The 20,717-nt window shown below is 60.4% G+C and carries 23 protein-coding genes; 10 read left to right on the forward strand and 13 right to left on the reverse strand.

The features are described from left to right. A partial coding sequence (locus Q0M35_RS01860) for a TetR-like C-terminal domain-containing protein (RefSeq protein WP_295311629.1) occupies positions 1–432 on the forward strand: 432 nt, incomplete at its 5' end. A 432-nt stretch (positions 433–864) separates the two neighbouring features. Here Q0M35_RS01860 and rpsI read toward each other — a convergent pair. From rpsI to Q0M35_RS01875, 3 genes are all read right to left on the reverse strand, one after another. Continuing rightward, complete coding sequence (rpsI, locus tag Q0M35_RS01865) at positions 865–1,368, reverse strand: 30S ribosomal protein S9 (RefSeq protein WP_295311631.1); 504 nt, start codon at positions 1,366–1,368, stop codon at positions 865–867. A 2-nt stretch (positions 1,369–1,370) separates the two neighbouring features. After that, positions 1,371–1,832 (reverse strand): 50S ribosomal protein L13, encoded by a 462-nt coding sequence (rplM, locus tag Q0M35_RS01870; protein WP_295311633.1) that lies wholly within the window; start codon positions 1,830–1,832, stop codon positions 1,371–1,373. Between the two features lie 161 nt (positions 1,833–1,993). After that, positions 1,994–3,409 (reverse strand): PLP-dependent aminotransferase family protein, encoded by a 1,416-nt coding sequence (locus tag Q0M35_RS01875; RefSeq protein ID WP_295311635.1) that lies wholly within the window; start codon positions 3,407–3,409, stop codon positions 1,994–1,996. A 93-nt stretch (positions 3,410–3,502) separates the two neighbouring features. On the opposite strand from Q0M35_RS01875, the gene Q0M35_RS01880 reads away from it, so the two are divergent. The 3 genes from Q0M35_RS01880 (at position 3,503) to Q0M35_RS01890 (ending at position 4,740) form a co-directional block, all read left to right on the forward strand. Beyond that, positions 3,503–3,736, forward strand: coding sequence for a DUF1127 domain-containing protein (locus Q0M35_RS01880; protein WP_295311637.1), 234 nt, complete (start codon positions 3,503–3,505; stop codon positions 3,734–3,736). A 176-nt stretch (positions 3,737–3,912) separates the two neighbouring features. Further along, positions 3,913–4,326 carry an ester cyclase gene (locus Q0M35_RS01885; protein ID WP_295311639.1) on the forward strand — a complete coding sequence of 138 codons (414 nt, stop codon included), beginning with the start codon at positions 3,913–3,915 and terminating at the stop codon, positions 4,324–4,326. A 42-nt stretch (positions 4,327–4,368) separates the two neighbouring features. Continuing rightward, the gene (locus Q0M35_RS01890) at positions 4,369–4,740 is read left to right on the forward strand and encodes a gamma-glutamylcyclotransferase family protein (protein WP_295311641.1); all 372 of its coding nucleotides are present in this window, start codon (positions 4,369–4,371) and stop codon (positions 4,738–4,740) included. Here the strand turns inward: Q0M35_RS01890 and Q0M35_RS01895 are convergent. Further along, positions 4,695–5,138, reverse strand: coding sequence for a PaaI family thioesterase (locus Q0M35_RS01895; RefSeq protein ID WP_295311643.1), 444 nt, complete (start codon positions 5,136–5,138; stop codon positions 4,695–4,697). The two genes, Q0M35_RS01890 and Q0M35_RS01895, sit on opposite strands and share 46 nt — an antisense overlap. A 364-nt stretch (positions 5,139–5,502) precedes the next feature. On the opposite strand from Q0M35_RS01895, the gene trmFO reads away from it, so the two are divergent. The 3 genes from trmFO (at position 5,503) to gluQRS (ending at position 8,407) form a co-directional block, all read left to right on the forward strand. Then, on the forward strand, positions 5,503–6,855 hold the full coding sequence (gene trmFO, locus Q0M35_RS01900; protein WP_295311645.1) for a methylenetetrahydrofolate--tRNA-(uracil(54)-C(5))-methyltransferase (FADH(2)-oxidizing) TrmFO: 1,353 nt from the start codon (positions 5,503–5,505) through the stop codon (positions 6,853–6,855). A gap of 80 nt (positions 6,856–6,935) precedes the next feature. Beyond that, positions 6,936–7,550: a class I SAM-dependent methyltransferase gene (locus Q0M35_RS01905; RefSeq protein ID WP_295311647.1), complete on the forward strand. Its 615-nt coding sequence runs from the start codon at positions 6,936–6,938 to the stop codon at positions 7,548–7,550. Continuing rightward, on the forward strand, positions 7,550–8,407 hold the full coding sequence (gluQRS, locus tag Q0M35_RS01910) for a tRNA glutamyl-Q(34) synthetase GluQRS (protein WP_295311717.1): 858 nt from the start codon (positions 7,550–7,552) through the stop codon (positions 8,405–8,407). The genes Q0M35_RS01905 and gluQRS overlap by 1 nt, the downstream gene beginning before the upstream one ends. 5 nt (positions 8,408–8,412) lie before the next feature. On the opposite strand, the gene hisI is transcribed toward gluQRS, so the two are convergent. Then, entirely contained in the window at positions 8,413–8,799 is a 387-nt protein-coding gene (gene hisI, locus Q0M35_RS01915) for a phosphoribosyl-AMP cyclohydrolase (protein WP_295311649.1), read from the reverse strand. Between the two features lie 74 nt (positions 8,800–8,873). Between hisI and Q0M35_RS01920 the strand changes: the two genes are divergently transcribed. Together Q0M35_RS01920 and Q0M35_RS01925 are read left to right on the forward strand one after the other, a co-directional pair. Next, a complete protein-coding gene (locus tag Q0M35_RS01920; RefSeq protein ID WP_295311650.1) occupies positions 8,874–9,326 on the forward strand; it encodes an iron-sulfur cluster assembly scaffold protein in 453 nt (150 codons plus the stop codon). A gap of 68 nt (positions 9,327–9,394) precedes the next feature. Beyond that, complete coding sequence (locus Q0M35_RS01925; protein ID WP_295311652.1) at positions 9,395–10,789, forward strand: methyl-accepting chemotaxis protein; 1,395 nt, start codon at positions 9,395–9,397, stop codon at positions 10,787–10,789. Between the two features lie 169 nt (positions 10,790–10,958). Here Q0M35_RS01925 and Q0M35_RS01930 read toward each other — a convergent pair whose 3' ends face one another. From Q0M35_RS01930 to Q0M35_RS01950, 5 genes are all read right to left on the reverse strand, one after another. Then, the gene (locus Q0M35_RS01930) at positions 10,959–11,087 is read right to left on the reverse strand and encodes a hypothetical protein (RefSeq protein ID WP_295311654.1); all 129 of its coding nucleotides are present in this window, start codon (positions 11,085–11,087) and stop codon (positions 10,959–10,961) included. A gap of 96 nt (positions 11,088–11,183) precedes the next feature. Beyond that, positions 11,184–13,274: an ATP-dependent DNA helicase RecG gene (gene recG / locus Q0M35_RS01935; protein ID WP_295311656.1), complete on the reverse strand. Its 2,091-nt coding sequence runs from the start codon at positions 13,272–13,274 to the stop codon at positions 11,184–11,186. Next, positions 13,271–15,388, reverse strand: a complete 2,118-nt coding sequence (gene ligA, locus Q0M35_RS01940; RefSeq protein WP_295311658.1) for an NAD-dependent DNA ligase LigA — start codon at positions 15,386–15,388, stop codon at positions 13,271–13,273. The genes recG and ligA overlap by 4 nt, the downstream gene beginning before the upstream one ends. Before the next feature lie 143 nt (positions 15,389–15,531). After that, the gene (gene ctrA, locus Q0M35_RS01945) at positions 15,532–16,251 is read right to left on the reverse strand and encodes a response regulator transcription factor CtrA (protein ID WP_295311660.1); all 720 of its coding nucleotides are present in this window, start codon (positions 16,249–16,251) and stop codon (positions 15,532–15,534) included. A gap of 97 nt (positions 16,252–16,348) precedes the next feature. Next, a complete protein-coding gene (locus tag Q0M35_RS01950; RefSeq protein ID WP_295311662.1) occupies positions 16,349–16,627 on the reverse strand; it encodes a DUF1153 domain-containing protein in 279 nt (92 codons plus the stop codon). 127 nt (positions 16,628–16,754) lie between these two features. On the opposite strand from Q0M35_RS01950, the gene mnmA reads away from it, so the two are divergent. Further along, a complete protein-coding gene (mnmA, locus tag Q0M35_RS01955; protein WP_295311664.1) occupies positions 16,755–17,897 on the forward strand; it encodes a tRNA 2-thiouridine(34) synthase MnmA in 1,143 nt (380 codons plus the stop codon). Positions 17,898–17,982: 85 nt separating this feature from the next. Here the strand turns inward: mnmA and lpxB are convergent, their stop codons facing one another. From lpxB to lpxA, 3 genes are read right to left on the reverse strand one after another with little or no spacing between them, the layout of a single operon-like run. Then, positions 17,983–19,143: a lipid-A-disaccharide synthase gene (gene lpxB, locus Q0M35_RS01960; protein WP_295311666.1), complete on the reverse strand. Its 1,161-nt coding sequence runs from the start codon at positions 19,141–19,143 to the stop codon at positions 17,983–17,985. After that, a complete protein-coding gene (gene lpxI, locus Q0M35_RS01965) occupies positions 19,143–19,934 on the reverse strand; it encodes a UDP-2,3-diacylglucosamine diphosphatase LpxI (protein WP_295311668.1) in 792 nt (263 codons plus the stop codon). Before lpxI ends, lpxB begins: the two co-directional genes overlap by 1 nt. After that, a complete protein-coding gene (gene lpxA / locus Q0M35_RS01970; protein WP_295311670.1) occupies positions 19,934–20,716 on the reverse strand; it encodes an acyl-ACP--UDP-N-acetylglucosamine O-acyltransferase in 783 nt (260 codons plus the stop codon). Before lpxA ends, lpxI begins: the two co-directional genes overlap by 1 nt. Between the last annotated feature and the right edge of the window lies 1 nt (position 20,717).

Consider the following 20,717-nt stretch of genomic DNA (forward strand, 5'->3'; position numbering starts at 1 on the left):
CACCAGGGATATGAGATGTTCGCGGAGCTGATGGAATTTGCCTATGAAAAAGGCCAGCCGTCGGCACTGGCAGCCTTTTCCGCGACCGGACGCGCCTATCTTGCTTTTGCGCGCAAATATCCGGGTCACTATATTGCGATGTTTGAAAGCGGGATCAGCGTGAACCGCACGCCGGAGCTTGCAGCGGCCGCGGCGCGCGCCAGTGCGGTTCTGGAAAGGGCCGCGACAGATCTCAGCCAGCACATACCCGAAGACAAACGACCGCCCGCGTCGATGTTCTCAGCGCATATCTGGGCCATGAGCCACGGGGTCGTCGAGCTTTTTGCGCGCAATTCCCCGGGACGCGCCTCGCCTTTTCCGCCGGATGATCTTCTGGAAACAGGCATCGGCATCTACCTTCGTGGCCTCGGCCTGATTTCCCCGGATCAGTAACCCCGTACCGCAAAATCTGCGCGTGTCCCGGGTGGGATCCGTCGCAGGTTGTTCTTTCACGCGACATCCAATTCGAAATTTGCGTTAATTTGCCTGTCAGGTGTACGGAACAGAGAAGTTCCTCGTCTGATTTCTGAGTTGCGGAAGCCGCTGTCTGCAGATCTCTCATTCCCCTGCCCGTCACGTGACAAACCACGTCCATCGACGTGTTGTGGAACTCCGGCAATGATGCCCGCGGGATCAAAGACGATTCTGAGTGCCCCGGGCTGCCCGGAGCGGCCATGCGCCGTCGCCGGACCTGAAAGGCTGAAGGCTGGCGGAATGACCTGTCGTCCCAGGGCCCTGGCGGCCACACCGGAGCTCGAAAAGCTCTCATCGCAATAAAAAAAGCCGCCCCCGAAGGAGCGGCCTTTCCGATAGAATGATGGTCGGTCAGCGCTTGGAGAACTGGAAGCTCTTACGCGCTTTGGCTTTACCGTATTTCTTCCGTTCCACGACACGGCTGTCGCGGGTGAGGAAGCCTGCGGCTTTCAGAGCGCCACGCAGCGAGGGGTCGTAAAGCTGCAGCGCTTTGGAAACGCCGTGCTTGACCGCACCGGCCTGACCGGACAGACCGCCGCCTTTGACGGTGGCAACCACGTCGAACTGGCCCTCTGTGCCGGAAACGGTGAACGGCTGAGCGAGGATCATTTGCAGCACGGGACGCGCGAAATATTCGTTCTGCGGCTTGCCGTTCACGGTCACCTTGCCGGAACCCGGCTTGATCCAGACACGGGCAACCGCGTCCTTACGCTTGCCTGTGGCATAGGACCGGCCGAGGTCGTCACGGACCGGCTCACGCTGGATCGCTTCTTCGGCGGCCACGCCCTGAGCGGCACCGATGTTTTCGGTCACAACGTCTTTAAGGTCTTCGAGTGTGTTGATTTCGTCAGCCATGCTCATGCACTCCGGGTGTTTTTGCTGTTCATGGATGCGACATCCAGAACTTCGGGGCTCTGGGCCTCGTGAGGGTGTTCACCGCCTGCGTAAACGCGCAGGTTGGTCATCACCTGACGGCTCAGACGGTTGCCGGGCAGCATACGCTTGACGGCAAGGGTCACGACCCGCTCGGGGTGTGCGCCTTCGAGGATCTGCGCTTTGGTGCGCGATTTGATCCCGCCGGGGTGACCGGTGTGCCAGTAATGATGCTCGTCCCGCTTCTTGCCGGTCAGCTGGATCTTGTCAGCGTTGATGACGATCACGTTGTCTCCGCAATCCATATGCGGCGTGAAGGACGGTTTATGTTTGCCGCGCAGGCGCTGTGCGACGATCGATGCAAGACGTCCCAGAACAACGCCTTCAGCGTCGATCAGGATCCATTTCTTGTCGATATCTGCGGGTGTGGCAGAAAAGGTTTTCATGGACGGTTCCCCGTTTAGGATGGAAAGCCGTGCAGGGCGCCCGGCTCGTAATCAGATCGGGTGGTTATACAGGCGGTGTTTTTCACGTCAAGCGCAGTGATTTTGAAATAATCAAATAAAAACAAAAGGATATAAAATAGGTATTATTTTACCCCATAAAATCATACAGTCAGTTGTTCAGGGGGATTGTCGAGCAGCTGGCGCAGGCGCAGCACGGCAGCCTCGAAGCTTTTCAGCGAGACACCGGCGTTGATCGCAAGGCGCACGGCATGTGGCGCGCGCGCGTCCCGGCAGACAAATTCCTCTGCCGCGCGGATCTGCACGCCCTGTGCTTCTGCAGCCTGACAAAAAGCGCCCGACCGCCACCCCAGCGGCAGGCGCAGCCACAAGAACGGAACATCCGGCCGCCAGGACACATCGTACCCGCCAAGAATATTGACCGCGCTGCGGACGTATTCACCGGAGACCCTGCAGGTCTCGGCGGCCAGCCGGTCAATCCGGGGATGGGCAAGCAGCATCGCACAGAGGTCAATCAGCGGCGTCGCCAGCCCGAAACAGTTGTATTCGGCAACCCGGCGCAGATCGGGCGTGCGCCCGTCCGGGGCAATGGCAAAACCGATCCGGAGCGCCGGCGTCAGCGTCTTGGCAAGTGAAGAGACATACCACCCCCGCTCAGGCGCGAGCATCCTGTAGGTCGGTGCGCGATCGACGCGCATGCGGTAGCAATCGTCCTCGACAATCTGCAGATCGTTGCGCCGGGCGACGTCCACAAGCGCTTCGCGCCGCGTCACGGGCGTGAAAAGGCCGGTCGGGTTATGAACCTCTGGCGAGGTGCAGAAAATCTGTGCGTCGTGTTTTTTTGCGGCCTCTTCCAGGGCTTCGGGGATCACACCCTGAGCATCCATCGCAACCGGGATCACATCTGCCCGCAGGAGTTCCGCAGCCCTTCGGAACCCGGGATAGGACAACTCCTCGATCAGTACAGCAGGCTTGCTGCCGCGCAGGATCGCCTGAAAGATCAGCGACAAGCCGTTCTGCCCGCCATGGGACAAAACGATGTCAGTCTGTGAAAACGCACCCAGAGGTGTGCCGGTGAGCCAGCGCACGACCGCCTCGCGCGCGGGCCTGGCGCCGGACCGGCTGGGATAATGCATAATGCCCGAGGGCGGATCCTGAGCGATACGTTCCAGCATGTCACGGATCAGCCTGTCCTGCCCCACCGCCGGAAGATGCGGAGAGAACATACTAACAGCAAACGGGTTTCCATTCTCTTCGGCGCGGTGCGGGATCACATCAATCTCAATCGGAGCTTCGGCGAGAGGAACAGGCTTCGTCGCCGCCACAAATGTTCCGCGCCCCACTTCTGCGCGCAGCGTGCCGTTTTCGGTGAGGATTTTATAGGCCCGCGCGACTGTGCCGGGGGTGATCTTCAGCGTCCAGGCCAGATCGCGTACCGGCGGGAGCCTGTCGTTCTCCGACAAGAGCCCCGATTCAATGCCACGCCGGATCATCTCCATTACGGCTTTGTACTTGGGTCCCTGCCCTTCGACCTGTTCCGGTCGCCAAATTGTACCCATTACAATATTTCCGTAGCGAGGAAGTGTGAGGTATCGTATCAATACAGTATGGCAAACCCGCCACATTGTGTCAATACAATACAGGAGATCCCCATGACACAGGATATGACCCTCTCGCCCCGCACGCTGGACTATCTTAACCGCACCCGTACGGTTCCGATGCTGTCGCTGATCGCGGTCGAATTCGCGGTCTGCCTGTCGCAATGGGTCACGCGGCGCCGCACAAGGCAGGCGCTCCGGCAGCTGACAGTCTGGCAGCTGGAAGACGTGGGGCTGACACCTGAGATGGCTCATCGCGAGGCATCCAAGGTGTTCTGGCGCGCGTAGTCTCCCCGGTACGCGCAACAGACCTCTTCCCTTCGGCCGGGCCTGTCCCGGCCGCTTTTTTGCGCACCCGCGGATCCGGCTGCGCGACAGACCGGTTGCTTTCCGCTGCTGTCGCAGTAGGCTCAGATCACTTCAAACGGTTTTAAACCCGACCAGACTTTTCAGAAAGACCTGATATGACCCTCAAAGACACAGCCATGGAATTCTTCGATGCATGCGAAACCGGGAAAGGCTGGGATGCCTGCGCCAGATACTGTGCCACGGGTGCGACTTTTTCGGCCCAGGCCGGCGCACTGGGCGATGTCACCACGCTCGAAGCCTATACAGAATGGATGAAGGGGCTGCTTGTCCCGCTGCCGGACGGACGCTACGAGCTTATGTCGGTTGGCGTGGATGAGGAACGCGGCAGTGTCTGCATTGCCGCCACGTTCCACGGCACGCACACCGTCGATGCGGGAGGCAACCCGCCTACCGGAAAATCAGTGGCTTCCGAATACGCTTATGTCATCCGGCTCAAAGGCGATAAAATCACCCACATGACCAAGATCTGGAACGACGTCTATGCGGTTCAGGCGCTCGGATGGGCGTGATGCCGGTGTCTCTGCCAGGCCCGGCCGCCCTCAAACCGGCCCATGGCTGACGATGCGGCAAGCCATACGCGCCTGCTTGTCTATGGCACGCTGGCGCCCGGCGAAGTCAATCACCACCAGTTGTGGCCCCTCGCCGGCACATGGGGCCGTGCCACGATCCGCGGGCATCTGGATCCTACAGGCTGGGGGGCGGCGCATGGCTGCCCGGGTTTCATTCCGGATCCAGGGGGCGCGGAAGCTGACGTACACCTTTTTATCTCCGACGATCTGCCCGCCCACTGGAAACGTCTTGATGCATTCGAGGAGGCTGATTACTGCCGCACTGTGATTGTGGCGCAGACTGAGAGCGGCCCGTGCCGGGCCTGCATCTACGCCTTTACCGCATTACCGGCCGGGCGTGGCGGCAGCGCGTAGGTCAGACCGGCCCGCGCCACCAGCTGAGCAGAGCCATCCGACCGGATCCGCACATCCGTAACGGCCAGCTGTCTGCCGAGCTTCAGAAGCGTGGCCTCGGCGATCAGATCCTTACCTGCCGCCGGTTTGCGCATGAAATCGATCGAACAGTTTGTCGTGACTGCCAGCGCTTGCCGCCCGATCATCGCCAGCGTCACAATGTAGGCCGCGACATCGGCCAGGGCGAACATGGACGGCCCTGAGATCGTGCCACCCGGACGCAGATGTTTTTCGCGCGTCACCAGACGAACGCGCGCTGCGTTTTCCGTCACTTTCTCAATGACGAAATCCCCTTCCACCTGCGGGAAAACCTCTTCGAGAAAGGTCCCGATCTCGGACGCGCTCAGTTGTACCGGCATCTGTGCTCTTCCCCCTGCCCTGTCGTCCGAGTTTCGCGAAATCTGCGGCCAGAGCAACCCATCTGCGGGCAGCAATCATAGCAGTGGCGATTGTTTCCAGTCCGGGGCTTCAGCGTTTCGAAAACTATGCTTCCAATTCAGGCGGTAAAGTGGCACTTCTGGGGCGAAGGGTATGCGTACCCTGCGACTGTTTCGGGTCGCTGCCGGCGGAGGGTCCCTCCGGGTCAGTCTCTCCTGGCCGACATTCCCGCGGCGGCGACCCCAAAACTCTTTCATCTTTGTATCGACGTGCCTGCGACCGGGGCGGTGCGACATGAGGCGCGGCGCGGTTGCACCGGACCCCTGGCTGTTTTACACGGCGGGTATGACACAGGAACTTCATATCATCGGCGGCGGCATGGCTGGCTCCGAAGCGGCCTGGCAGGCAGCAAACGCAGGCATTTCCGTTGTTGTGCATGAAATGCGCCCTGCGGTCGGAACCTTTGCGCATCAGACCGGGCTTCTGGGTGAGATGGTCTGCTCCAACAGCTTCCGCTCGGACGATCATGAGCAGAACGCCGTGGGCCTGTTGCATTGGGAGATGCGCGAGGCCGGCGGGCTTATCATGCGCACGGCTGACAAACACCGGCTGCCGGCGGGTGGCGCGCTGGCGGTCGACCGCGACCCTTTTGCACAATCGGTTACGGACGCATTGCTGGCGCATCCCAATGTGCGCGTCGAATATGGCGAAATTCGCGCACTGCCGCGAGAGGGACACTGGATCATTGCCACCGGTCCGCTGACGTCCTCGGCTCTGGGAGAGGCGATCGCGGCCGAAACCGGCGCGGAAGCGCTGGCTTTTTTCGATGCCATCGCGCCGATCGTTTATCATGACAGCATCGATATGAGCAAAGCCTGGATGCAGTCACGCTATGACAAAGGCGAGACCGAAGAAGAGCGCACCGCCTATCTCAACTGCCCGATGGATAAAGCACAATACGAGGCTTTCATCGACGCGCTGATTGCTGCGGATAAAACCGAATTTCACGAAGGAGAGACTGCGGGTTATTTCGACGGCTGTCTGCCCATCGAGGTGATGGCCGAACGCGGGCGAGAGACCCTGCGCTTTGGACCGATGAAGCCGGTTGGTCTGACCAATCCGCACCAGCCTGATGTGAAGCCCTATGCCGTCGTGCAGTTGCGCCGCGACAACAAACTGGGCACGCTTTACAATATCGTGGGCTTTCAGACGAAGATGAAGTATGGCGCGCAGGCCGATGTTTTCAAATGCATTCCAGGTCTTGAAGAGGCACGCTTTGCACGTCTGGGCGGCATCCACCGCAACACCTTTCTGAATGCGCCGACGCTGCTCGACGGGCAGATGCGGCTGCGCTCACAACCCAATATCCGTTTTGCGGGGCAGATTACCGGCGTCGAGGGGTATGTGGAATCTGCCGCCATGGGCATGCTTGCGGGTCGCCTCGCCGCCGCTGAGATACGCGGCGAGACGCTGGAAACACCTCCCGACACCACGGCGACGGGTGCGCTGATCACCCACATTTCCGGCGGGGCAGAAGCGAAAACCTTTCAGCCGATGAATGTCAATTTTGGTCTCTTTCCGCCTGTGGAAGGCCTTAAAGGCGGGCGGCGCGGGCGCAAAGACCGGTACAAAGCGTATACCGACAGGGGCAAAGCTGACTGGAAAGCCTGGCTCTCGGGGGCTATGGCGCCTGCGTGATACGCAGGTGATCGCCGCGCAGTGGGGGTCCCGGGCGCTCCACTGGACAGTCCGGGCGAAACTATTTTAACTTTGTCGTCATGAGCAAAACTTATCTCGACAAGGTTTATGAGGCCCGCGATGCGGCCTCGACACGCGAACTTTACGATAAATGGGCTGGAAGCTACGAAGCTGAAACCGCCGCAAACGGCTACGCAACGCCCGGTCGGTGTGCCAGAGCGCTGCGCCGCTTCACCGATGATCTCAGCGCGCCGGTGCTCGACTTCGGCTGTGGCACCGGACTGTCGGGGCTGGCACTGAAGCTTGAGGGATTTGAGGTGATCGACGGGTATGATCTCTCTGCCGATATGCTGCGCGAGGCGCGGGCCAAGAACATCTACCGCACTCTGGAACAGATCGAAGCAGACGACCCGTTACCCTTCACGCCGGGCGACTATCCGACGATCGCGGCGATCGGCGTGATCGGTGCCGGTGCCGCCCCGATCAGTTTGCTTCACACGCTGATCCGCAGCCTCAGACAGGGCGGCAAGATGGTCTTTTCCTTTAACGATCACGCGCTGGAAGATCCGGCAAACGAGGCCGGTCTTTGCGAATGGCTTGATTGCGGTGCCGCCCGGTTATTGTTTCGCGAGCACGGGCCACATCTGCCCGGTATTAACCTGAAGTCCATCGCCTACGTTATTGAAAAGGCGTGATATTTACAACACGCTTTGCGCCGTCTCCGACGGGTCCGCTGCATCTGGGGCACGCTTTTTCGGCGCTTCTTGCCTCGGATCAGGCACGGCTGTCGGGGGGGCGGTTTCTGCTGCGCATAGAGGACATTGACCGGTCGCGGTCGCGCGACCGCTGGGAGGCGCAGATTTATGACGATCTGGCCTGGCTGGGGATCTCATGGGAAATGCCTGTGATGCGCCAGTCTGACAATATGCACGCCTATCATTCGGCTCTCAAAGGCCTCTGGGCGCGAGGTCTGCTCTATGCCTGTCACTGCAACCGCCGCGATATTCTGGCGGCGGCATCGGCCCCGCAGGAAGGCGCGCCCCTCACCGGCCCTGACGGTGTGATCTATCCCGGCACCTGCCGCGATCTGCCGCGTGATCCCGCCTCTGAGATGCCGCAGGACACGGCGCTGCGCCTCAATCTGCGTGCGGCGGCAACTGTGCTCAGCGGTCCGCTGTCTTATGTGGAGACAGGCCGGCCCGGCCCGCCGCAGACTGTGACTGCCGGTATTGCCGATCTGCAGCAGTCCGCGGGCGATGTGGTGGTTGCGCGACGCGACATGGGCACGTCTTATCATCTTTCCGTGGTCGTCGATGACGCGGCACAGCAGATAACCGATGTGGTGCGCGGAAAAGACCTTTCTGAGGCCACGGTGATCCATGTGCTGCTGCAGCACCTGCTCGGGCTGCCGGTGCCGCGTTATCATCACCACCGGCTGATCCGTGACGAGGCGGGCAGACGACTGGCCAAACGGGACGATGCGCGCGCAATCGCAACGTATCGCGAAGCAGGTGCAACGCCTCAGGACATCCGGCGCATGGTCGGGCTATGACGCAATCAGACCGGGTCTGAAAGAGAAACTTCCAGGCCTTCCCGCACCCCTGTGTAGAAACAGCTGCGTCGTCCGGTGTGACAGGCGGGCCCGGTCTGACGCACAAGGACAAGCAGGCAGTCACGGTCACAGTCCACCCTGAGTTCCACCAGCTCCTGGATGTGGCCGCTTGTCTCACCTTTGATCCAGAAATCCTTTCGTGACCGGCTCCAGTATGTCACCCGGCCGGTCTCCAGCGTGCGTACGATGCTTTCTGCATTCATCCAGGCCAGCATCAGAACCTCGTCAGTGCCTGCGTCCTGAGCAATTGCGGGAACCAGGCCTGCTTCATTAAAGGTCAGGGACTTAGGGTCGAATGTGACCGCTCCGGGGTCATTGCTGTGATCTGTCATGAAAAACCCTTTGCATCTGCGCGCGCTGTCTTATGTATTAACAGGGATCAGAAAGTGAAACCGCAAAGGCGCATATGTCTGACGAGACCGATCTTATTAAGCTCTATTCGGGCCGTATACTGGCGCTGGCGTCGGATATTCCGCACCATGGCCGGCTGGCGGCACCGATGGCCACCGTGCGCAAACGCTCACCGCTCTGCGGATCGGCTGTCACTGTCGATCTGAGCGTTGAAGGCAACCGGATTTCGGAGTTTGGCCAGGACGTGAAAGCCTGCGCACTGGGTCAGGCCGCAGCAGCCGTAACCGGTGGTGCTGTGATCGGACGGACCCTTGCGGAAGTCGAAGCGGCCCGGGACGCACTGCGCGCGATGCTGAAAGAGAACGGTCCGGTGCCCGGGGCCCCCTTTGACGGCTTTGAAGTGCTGGAGCCTGCGCGGGATTATAAAAACCGCCATGCCTCGATTCTGCTGAGCATTGAGGCGACCTGTGAGGCGATGTCCCAGGCACTTCAGTCTGACTGCGCCTGACCCTTTCGTATTAGCAGTTTTTAAGTAAAACTGTGCCAAAGCTTCCGCAAGTTTACTCGCGGGGACCTATGACTGCTCATCAGACTATTGCGACACCGGAGAAAAACCGCGCGCTTGCCGAGGCTGCGGCAGCGCTGGGGTATGAGATCGTCGATATCGCGGGCTTTCTTGATCTGGTCGAAGAGCACGCGCTGGCGCAGCGAAAATGCCTGAAGGTGCTGACAACCCGGGCCGGCGATATGACAAAGGCAAATAACGATGTGCGCGAGGCAGTGCGCACCATGGCCGGCAGCACGTCAGAGACCGCGCGCGACGTACAGTCTTCGGCAGCACTTGTGCGCCGTTCAGGAGAAAAGACCCAGGCGGTGGCGGAATGGGTCACCGAACTGGCGGAACGTACAAACCGGGTCACCGATACGCTGGCTGCCGCCCGGGCAAATAACCAGCAGATTGCGACGATAGCGACCCAGGTAAACACCCTTGCCATCAACGCCAAAATCGAGGCCGCGCGCGCGGGCGATGCGGGCAAGGGGTTTGCGGTTGTGGCGGATGCGATTAACAGCCTGTCGGGTATGACGCGGGAGGCCGCCCGGGAAATCTCGGAAAATATCGAGACGTTGACGGCCTGGATCGGCGAACTGGGCCGTGAAGCCGCCGATATTGCCGGCGAGGCCGCCAGCGTTCTGGAGCACGCCGGTGACACTGATACAGCTCTGATCCGGATAGAATCATCCGTTGATGCCGCGAGCCTTCAAGCCCAACGCATTTCCGAGCAGGCAGACCGGGTGGAGGCGGCGATGACCGATTTCACCCCCGCCGTGAACGAAATCAGAAACGCCGTTGAGAGCACATCAGGAGGGATCGAGCAGACGAACAGACGCGTGCTGCGGCTCATCGATACCTCTGAAAAAATCGTTCAGTTTACCGCTTTCCTTACAGACCGGTCAGTGGACACCCCCTTTATCAGTAAGGTTCGCGAGGTCGCTGCCGGAATCGGTGCGGCCTTTGAGCGGGGCCTTTCAGAGGGCCGCGTTACCAAAGAGCAGCTTTTCGACCGCAGCTACCGCCAGACGGCAGGTACAGAGCCGGAACAGTTTACTACTGCGGCCACGGCTTTTTTCGACCGGGTGCTGCCAGCGCTGCAGGAACCGGTGACGGCCTTTGACCCGCGGGTGGTTTTTTGTGCCTCAGTGGATGTGAACGGCTATCTGCCGACCCATAACAGGAAGTTCTCACAGCCGCCGGGACCGGATCCGGTGTGGAATACCGCACATTGCCGGAACCGCCGTATCTTTAACGATCGCGTGGGCCTCAAGGCGGGGCGCAATACCGACCCCTTCCTGCTCCAGGTCTATCGCCGGGACATGGGTGGCGGTGAATTCACCATGATGAAAGATCTTTCTGCGCCTGTAATGGTAGGCGGGCGGCACTGGGGCGGCGTGCGCCTCGCCTATACCTTCTGAGCGGCAAAAAAAAGCGCCGCACATCCGGGACAGGATGGCGGCGCAGGTGAAAGCGTCTCTCATGTGGGACCCGGTCATACGGTCAGAACGGGGAACAGGCAGTGTTCGTTCTGAGCACAGTGTTGGGACAGTGCAACAGGTATGGCCGGCACGAGATCGCAGGCAGAAATCAGATAAACGAAGGCAGATGCAGGCCGACCATGAGGATCACCACAAGAGCCGCAGCCCCGGCAACATCCTGAACCAGCGTGGCCTGTGACCGTGTCGCTAAAGTTTTGATCATCGAAAGCGTTTGCATCTGCTGTCTCCGTTTGTTGCTTATTTGTTCTCATATCCTTAAGGACATGTAAAGAACTTTTTAAGAACATTAGTGAACATTCTGATGCGCGCGCAGCTACCCGACGTGTATCAACCCTATCGCTTCTTCCTGGCGCATGAGCCACAAAAGCATACGGGCGGCCTGGCCGCGCGGGCTCTGAAGGCCGGGATCACTCTCCAGAAGACGCCGTGCATCCGATTGTGCAACAGCCATCAGGCCTGCCTGCCGTTCCAGATCGGCAATCCGGAAACGTGGTACACCTGACTGCGCGGTACCGATCACGTCGCCCGCGCCGCGCATCTGCAGATCGGTTTCAGCGATGACAAAGCCGTCTTCGGTTTCGCGCAGCACTTCAAGGCGCCGCCGTCCGTTCTCGGACAGGGGTGGTTTGTACATCAGCAGGCAGGTAGAGCTTTCTGCGCCCCGCCCGACCCGGCCACGCAGCTGGTGCAGCTGGGCCAGACCAAAGATTTCAGCGCGTTCGATGACCATGATGGTCGCTGCGGGCACGTTAACGCCAACTTCAATGACGGTTGTCGCTACGAGCACGCGCGTCTGCCCGGACTGAAATGCCGCCATCGCTGCGTCTTTTTCCGCCGGTGGCATCTGCCCGTGTACCAACCCGACAATACCTTCGCCGAGCGTGGCGCGGAGCATCCGGAAGCGCGCTTCGGCATCGGCAAGATCGGTTGTCTCGCTCTCATCGACCAACGGACAGACCCAGTAGCACTGACGCCCGTCTTTGACGGCGGTACGCAGCCTTTCAATGACCTCATCTGTACGGTCCGTGCTGATCAGCGCGGTCTTCACCGGTTTGCGCCCGGGCGGTTTTTCATCCAGCACAGAGACATCCATATCGCCGTATTGCGCGAGCGCCAGTGAGCGTGGGATCGGGGTGGCCGTCATCACCAGCACATCGGCAGCAGCCCCCTTTTTCCCAAGCTCAAGGCGCTGGCGGACGCCAAACCGGTGCTGTTCATCCACCACCGCAAGCCGCAGATCAGCAAAGGTGACATCCGCCTGAAAAACGGCATGAGTGCCAACCAGAATGTGGATATCACCGCGGCTCAGGGCTGCCAGTTTCGCCTGACGTTCGCGCCCCTTATCGCGCCCGGTGAGGATTTCGAGAACGACGCCCGCGTCTTCGGCCAGTGGCTGCAGGCTTTCCAAATGCTGACGCGCAAGGATTTCGGTGGGCGCCATCAGCACCCCCTGACCGCCGGCTTCGACCGCACGCAACAGCGCCATAAACGCCACCAGGGTTTTGCCGGAGCCGACATCGCCCTGCAACAGCCGGTTCATGCGACTGCCGGCGGCCATATCCGCATTGATACCGGAAATTGCACGGGTCTGCGCGCCTGTCGCATCATAGGGCAGCGCGGAAAGCACACGGGCCTGCAATCTGCCGTCGCCGGCAGAAGCTCGTCCGGCCCTGCGCCGGTCGCTCAACCGGGCCAGCGCCAGAGTGATCTGATGCGCCATCAACTCGTCATAAGCAAGCCGCTCGCGCGCCGGTGCTGTGTGGCTGAGATCGGTATGCATCTGCGGCGCATGAGCGGCCTGCAGGGCCTCTTTGAAACCGGGCCAGCCCGCCTTTTTGCGCTGTGCCGGGTCAACCCACTCATCTGTTTCGGGCACCAGTTGCAGGGCCCCCCTTGTGGCCTTGTACATCAGTTTCTGGTTGATTCCGGCAGTCAGCGGATAGACGGGTTCAAAAAGCGGTATGTCATCGGCCTTTTCCGGGGTGACGATATGATCGGGATGGACCATCTGCGGTATCCCGTCAAAGACCTCAACCTTTCCCGAGACCACGCGTTTGCAACCTTCTGGCAACGTCTTTTGCCAGTAATCGCCCCGCGCATGGAAGAACACGAGCTGAAATGCCGTCTGCGCATCGGTCACGTCGATCCGGTAGGCACCGCCCTTCGTGCGAGCAGGCCGATGTGTGCCGATCGTGACGCTGACAGTCACGGTCTGAGGAAACTCCGCGCCCAGTACCGTTTCGCGCCGGCGCCGGTCGATCCCGCCCTGCGGTAAAGTGAGAAGCAGATCGCGCGGAGCAGCAATTCCCATAGCCTCGAAATGCTGTGCGGTCTTCGGGCCCACACCTGCAAGGGTCGCCATCCCGGCAAAAAGCGGAAACAGTGTCTCCGGGCGCCCGCTCATCGACCCTCGATCAGAGCGAGCCAGGCATCCTCATCGAGGATCTCGATGCCAAGGTCTGCGGCTTTTGTCGCCTTGGAGCCTGCCCCCGGACCCGCCACGAGAATATCTGTTTTCGACGACACGGACCCTGAAACCCTGGCGCCGAGCCGTTCCGCGCGTGCCTTTGCCTCGGCCCGGGTCATTTTTTCAAGCGTGCCCGTGAACACCACGGTTTTGCCGGCAACGGGGCTGTTCCCGGTCTGCGGAATACGTGCCTCTGCGATCTCGAGATGCGCGGTCAGCCTGTCTATCGACGCGCGTTCTGCCTCCTGGCCGAGGGTGTCGACCACCGATGCGGCCATCACGGTCCCCACACCGTCTACGGAAATCAGGTCGTCCCAGGCGGGGCCTTCTTTGTCCCGCGCCGCCAGCATTGCGTCGCGAAATGCGGACCAGGTGCCGTAATGCCGGGCCAGCAGGCCTGATGCCGCCTCGCCCACATGCCGGATGCCCAGCGAAAAAATAAAGCGTGCAAGCGGAATACGACGTTTTTCATCAATCGCATCAAACAGATTAAGTGCGGATTTCTCGCCCCAGCCTTCGCGGTTTTTCAGCTGTTTCACGCCGCTGCCATAGCGCTCGCGCAGGGTGAATATGTCGGCGGGTTCGGAGATCCAGCCGTCCGAGCAGAACTGCTCGACCTGTTTTGCACCCAGCCCTTCGATGTCAAATGCCGCGCGCGAGACGAAGTGTTTCAGCTTTTCGACAGCCTGTGCCGGACAGATGAGTCCGCCCATGCACCGGCGGATAGCGTCACCCTCTTCGCGGATGGCCGCACTGCCACATTCCGGGCAGGTTTGCGGGAATTCATAAGGCTCTGAGCCTTCCGGACGCTGGCTCAGATCAACATCGGCGACCTTCGGTATTACGTCGCCGGCGCGGTAGACCTGCACCAGGTCGTCCACGCGGATGTCCTTACCACCGCGGATCTGCCGTCCCTTGCTGTCACGTCCGGCGATATAATCTTCGTTATGCAGCGTGGCGTTCGAGACGACCACACCGCCAACGGTCACCGGCTCAAGGCGGGCGACGGGTGATAAGGCACCGGTGCGACCGACCTGAATGTCTATTGACCTGAGGCGGGTCCAGGCAAGCTCGGCAGGAAATTTATGCGCAATCGCCCAGCGGGGAGTGGTGGAGCGGAAGCCAAGCCGGTCCTGCAGAGACAGGTCATCGACCTTGTACACCACGCCGTCGATATCATAGCCCAGTGCGGCACGCTGGCTTTCAATGCGTTGATAATGAGCGATCATTTCATCGGGCGAGGTGCACATTTTTAAAAGTGGGTTGGTACTGAAGCCCAGATCAGCGAGACGCGCAACAGCGCCTGACTGCGTTTGCGAAAGTGGTTCAGACAGCGCGCCCCAGGCATACGCGAAAAACCGCAGTGGTCGCGACCGGGTGATTGTCGCATCGAGCTGGCGCAAGGAACCCGCCGCAGCGTTGCGCGGATTGGCAAAAGTTCTGGCATCGTTCTGTGACTGGCGTGCGTTCAGGTCTTCGAAATCTGCGTGAGCCATATAGACCTCTCCGCGGACCTCAAGAACCGCGGGCGCGCCGCTGATCACTTCGGGGATGTCGCCTATTGTGCGGGCGTTTGCGGTGACGTTCTCACCCACAGCGCCGTCGCCCCGGGTCGCCGCCTGGACCAGTCTGCCGTCCTCATAGCGCAGCGATAACGACAGGCCGTCAATTTTCGGCTCGGCGGTGTAGCGCAGCTCAGCTGTTTCATCTAAGCCGAGGTATTTCCGGATGCGCTGATCGAAGTCATGGATGTCATCTTCGGAAAACGCATTTCCCAGAGAGAGCATCGGCACGGCATGGGTTACTTTGGAGAATGTTTCGGCGGGGGCCGCCCCGATCTGATCTGACGGGCTGTCTGACCGCTTCAGCGCAGGGAACCGCGCCTCGATCGCGCTGTTGCGTCGCTTGAGGCGATCGTACTCCGCATCCGTTAATTCCGGGGCATCGAGTGTATGATATTCACGGTTTGCAGCGGCCAGCACACGGGCCAGGTGCGCAAGTTCCTCGCGCGCTTCGTTTTCCGTAAGATTTTCGGGGTCCTTTTCCGGCACCACAGCCTGCCTTCACACATCGTTTGTCTGAAGACAGATATGCCGCTGTGGGGTGCAGGTCCAGTCGTTTCCGGCAACGCCTGCAGGCTCAGCCGTCTGGTCCGGAGCAGGATCCTCTCTGCTCCGGACCGGTGCTGCATATATCAGGCTCCGACGGCTATAGGCTGCGGATCGTCGGCAAGGGAAGGGTCGGGATCGCGCAGGACATACCCGCGTCCCCAGACCGTCTCGATATAATTGTCACCGCCCGTGGCCTGCGAGAGTTTCTTGCGGAGTTTGCAGATAAACACATCGATGATCTTGAGCTCCGGCTCGTCCATGCCGCCATAAAGATGGTTGAGAAACATTTCTTTTGTCAGTGTCGTGCCTTTTCTGAGCGAAAGAAGTTCAAGCATCTGATATTCTTTGCCTGTCAGATGCACCGCCTTGTTCTCGACGCTGACCGTCTTGGCATCAAGGTTCACCGAGATCATACCGGTATCGATAACTGACTGCGAATGTCCCTTGGAACGTCGGATAATGGCGTGAATACGCGCAACCAGTTCTTCGCGGTGGAAAGGCTTGGTCAGGTAATCATCCGCGCCGAAGCCGAAACCCTTGATCTTGTTCTCGGTATCGTCGGCACCTGAAAGTATAAGGATCGGCGTCTCAATCCGCGACAGGCGCAACTGGCGCAACACCTCATGGCCGTTCATATCCGGCAGGTCGAGGTCGAGCAGAATTAGATCGTAATCATACAGCTTCGCAAGATCGATCCCCTCTTCGCCAAGATCTGTCGCATACACATTCAGATTGGCATGGGTCAGCATCAGTTCGATACTTTTCGAGGTGGTGGGGTCATCTTCCACTAGCAGTACACGCATCACGTTCTCCACAAAGGGCCGGTTGTTGTCTTGCGTTAACCTTGACGAAAAAAGGTTAACCACACGTTACCGTCACAGAAAAAGATAAGCGAACAACTTAAGGTTGTCTATACTTTTGTAGAGTTGTTGTTTTGAGTGCTTCCTCTCCGTGCTCCGAGACCGCTTTGACCCATGCCTGAAACTCGTCTTCACTGAGCGAATACCGCTTAAGGGCCTCGCCCTGCGGGATCAGCCCGTAGGCGACGCCCCGGACAACGGCTGCTTTGCGCGACGCGACCCAGCGCCTTGTCGTCGCGGGCGGAAGATCCGCCTGGGTCATCACTGTCCCGTCTGCAAGGGTGACAGAGCGTGGCCCGTCCACTTTCCTGAGGTACATAACAGATCACTCTTTACTGGTTCTTCCGCTCTGCACCTTGACCTGCGGGCCTTAAAGACCCATGAAGCGCCCTCTTGAGAGTAATTAGACTTTTCTTATATTTCCCCGGAATCGCCGGAGACACTTAATGCCACTGGATCAGACCCCTCCTTTGAACTCGCTGGGCTTTGCCAAAGCACCGGCAGACACGCGCGTGATTGTTGCCATGTCGGGTGGTGTGGACAGTTCCGTTGTCGCCGCCATGCTGGCCGAAGAAGGCTATGATGTGGTCGGTGTCACCCTGCAGCTTTATGATCACGGCGCCGCACTCGCGAAAAAGGGAGCCTGTTGTGCCGGTCTGGATATCCATGACGCCCGCCGTGTCGCTGAAACTATGGGGTTTCCGCACTATGTGCTCGACTATGAAAACATCTTCAAAGACGCAGTGATCGACGAGTTTGCTGAAAGCTACCTGGGCGGCGCTACGCCGGTGCCCTGCATCCGGTGCAACGAGCGGGTTAAATTCCGCGATCTCCTGGAAACGGCAAAAGATCTGGAGGCCGATTGCATGGCGACCGGTCACTATATTCAGCGCAAGACCGGTGATGGTGGTGCCGAGCTGCACTGTGCTGCCGACAGCAACCGTGATCAAAGCTATTTTCTGTTCTCAACCACGCGCGAGCAACTGGAATACCTGCGTTTTCCGCTGGGGCACCTGCCGTCAAAAAACGATACCCGGGCACTTGCTGCAAAATACGGGCTCAGCGTGGCCGATAAACCCGACAGTCAGGACATCTGCTTTGTCCCTAACGGTGATTACGCCTCGGTGATCCGCAAGCTGCGCCCCGAAGCCGCAGACCCGGGAGAAATCGTACATGCCGACGGCCGGGTGCTGGGGCACCATGACGGTGTGATCCATTACACCATCGGGCAGCGCCGCGGTCTGGGAATCGGCGGGCTCTCTGAGCCGCTCTATGTTGTGAAACTCGACGCTGATGCAAAAAAGGTCGTGGTCGGTCCGAAAGAAATGCTTTCCACCCGCACGGTACCGGTGCGCGAGATCAACTGGCTCGGGGATGCGCCCCTGACCTCACAGCCCGCATGGCAGGTCAGCGTGCGCGTGCGCTCGACCCGTCCGCCTACAGAAGCCATCATCCGGCCGCTCAGTGATACCGAAGCCACGGTTGAACTGATCACACCGGAGGAAGGCATTTCGCCGGGACAGGCCTGTGTATTCTATGACCGGGACAGCAGCCGCATCTTCGGTGGTGGCTGGATCCACAAGGGCTGAATTTTTTCCCGACAGAAACATTCTGCGCGTGGCGCCCCGCCTGCAGGGGCGCAAAAATGGTGTCCGGCGCAAGCCGGCCTTCGGATCAGCTGCGCGCGAGCCCGTCAATCACCGCTCTTGCCGCGCGCAGACCCGGCGCTTCGCCTCCCTCGCCCAGACGCTGCATGGTCAGCTCCATGGCCGCCATCTGATCGCCCGGGTTTGCGAGTACCCGGCGCAGGCCTGCGGCGATATTCTCCGGCGTACAGGCCGGTCCGAGATACTCCGGCACCACCCGCGTATCGGTCACCAGATTGACCAGCGTGACCGTATCTATGAGCGCCATGGCCTTTATGATCCGGAATGTCAGCCACTGCATGTTGTAGGCAATGACCATAGGAGTGCGCGCCGCGGCCAGTTCCAGCGATACGGTGCCGGATGCGGCCAGCGCCACATCCGCGGCGCGAAAGGCCGCACGCTTTTCCGCAATGGCCCTGTCTGTCGTCTCTTCCCGCGGGTCGAGCACCAGAGCGGGCACCGGCCACTTGCCTGCCAAGTCGCGCACCATATCCGCCACAGGGGCGGCTGCAGGCACCACGATCCGCAGGCCGGGCACGTCATTTTGCAAAGAGCCCAGTGCTGCGCCAAAGACCGGTGCGAGCCGGCCGACCTCACCCCGGCGGGAGCCGGGCAATACCAGCACCAGAGGCGCCTCACCGATCCCGTGACGCGCACGGAATGCGAGCGCCTCATCGTTATCGGCCTGACGTTCGGCCACCACAGGATGGCCCACAAAATCACAGTCCATGCCGTGAGCGGTCATCAGAGGCGGCTCAAAGGGAAGCACGGCGAGCACATGATCGATAAAGGCTGACATTTTCCGTGCCCGTCCCGGACGCCATGCCCAGACCGTCGGGGCCACGTAATGCACCGTGCGCACGTCTGAGGCTGCTTTAACCCGGCTGGCGACCCGCAGCGAAAAATCGGGGCTGTCGATGGTAATCAGAACATCTGGCCGGGTGTCGATCACCGCCTGCGCCGTCTCGCGGATCCGCGCCATCAGGGCGCGGTATCTGGGCAAAATCTCGGTAATGCCCATGACGCTGAGCTCTTCCATGGGAAAGCGGCTGGTTAACCCCTGTCCCTGCATCCCGTCGCCGCCGATACCGTCAAACGTGACACCGGGTACCAGTTCCTGCAATCCGGCCATCAGCGCGGCCCCCAGCCGGTCGCCTGAGGGCTCACCGGCAATGATGAAAACGCGCATCAGCTGATGTCCCGTGACCAGATGACGAGCCCTGCCTGATCCGCGCGGGCAAGTGTTTCGGCAGCCTCCAGCAGGATCACCTTGCCTGCGGCAATCACCAGTCCGGCAAGCCCTGCCTTTATCAGTGCGTCTATTGTATCAGGGCCTACGGTCGGCACATCGATCCGCATGTCCTGACCCGACTTCGGCACTTTTATCAGCAGGGCGCGGGACTGTACGGTGCGCGCAGGCAGCGTGGCCAGCATATGATCCGTGCCGCCGCGCGCCTCAATGCCCCAGACCTGGCCCGCGCCCACCACGCAGCCCTGGCCCACATCCAGCGGCGCGAGAGCCGCAAGCACGGCAAGGCCGCGGTCTGCATCCGCGCGCATTTTATCATCGGGCTCTTTACGGCTCAGCACGCCGGCCGGTGCCAGCAACTCAGGCGCCAGCTCATGTGCAGCGCGAACCCTGAAGCCCCGCTCCTCGAAGGCGCCGACCACCGCGCGCAGAGCGGCGTCATCACCACCGCCAAGCGCGCGCAGCATTGCAGGCACCAGCGGCAGCGTCGCTGCATCAAATTTCATCGGGCTGATCGACGGGCGGTCTATCGCGCCGCAAAAGCAGACTTCTGTTACACCACGTGCGCGCAGTGTTTTCAGAAAGGAGCCCAGACGCTCCAGCCGGAAACTCAGGTCAACGCGCAACCCGTCGGGCTCGAACCCTTCGAGCACACAGATAAGCGGTGCGGTATCCAGCTTTGCGACCACCTGCGCCGGCAGCCCGCCGCGCCCTGCGATCAGCGCAAGCATCAGCGCGGTGTCAGGAAATGGCGATCACTGTCGGCCAGCACGAAATCAACAATCTCGCGCACGTAATCGCTTGTTGTCTCATCGCGCAGCCGTGCTGCGCGGTTATGAAAGGTGCCCTCGCCCTGGGCCAGCATCTGAAAGCCTGCCCGCAGCGCGGTGATATCGCTCCGCGACACGCCGCGCCGTTTGAGCCCTACAAGATTGAGACCGTGCAGTTCGCCGCGCGGGGCCTGTACCAGGCCATAGGGGATCACGTCATTGGTCACCATCGTAACGGCCCCGATGATCGCCCCGCGCCCGATACGCACAAACTGGTGCACGCCCGACAGCCCGCCGACGATCACATCATCCTCAAGCACGCAATGCCCGGCAATCGCCACAGAATTCACGATGACGCAGTTGTTGCCGATCATCGCGTCATGGGCGATGTGACAGCCGGCCATAAAAAGACAGTCATCGCCGATGCGGGTAAGCCCGCCGCCGCCTTCGGTGCCTGTGTTCATTGTCACATGCTCGCGGATGCGGTTGCGTTTGCCGATGACCAGACGGGTGGATTCGCCTTTGAATTTCAGGTCCTGCGGGATCTCACCGATCACGGAAAAGGGAAAAATCTCCGTATCCTCGCCGATTTCGGTCTGGCCGGTCACAACCACGTGGCTTTTGAGCACAACGCCGGGCGCGATGGTCACATCCGGTCCGATCACACAGAACGGGCCGATTGTCGCGCCCGGATCAATCTGTGCGCCGTCTTCGATCACCGCACTGGGATGAATACCGCTCATG

Origin of the sequence: Roseobacter sp. (genome assembly GCF_024639605.1) — a bacterium.
Lineage (GTDB): Bacteria > Pseudomonadota > Alphaproteobacteria > Rhodobacterales > Rhodobacteraceae > Roseobacter.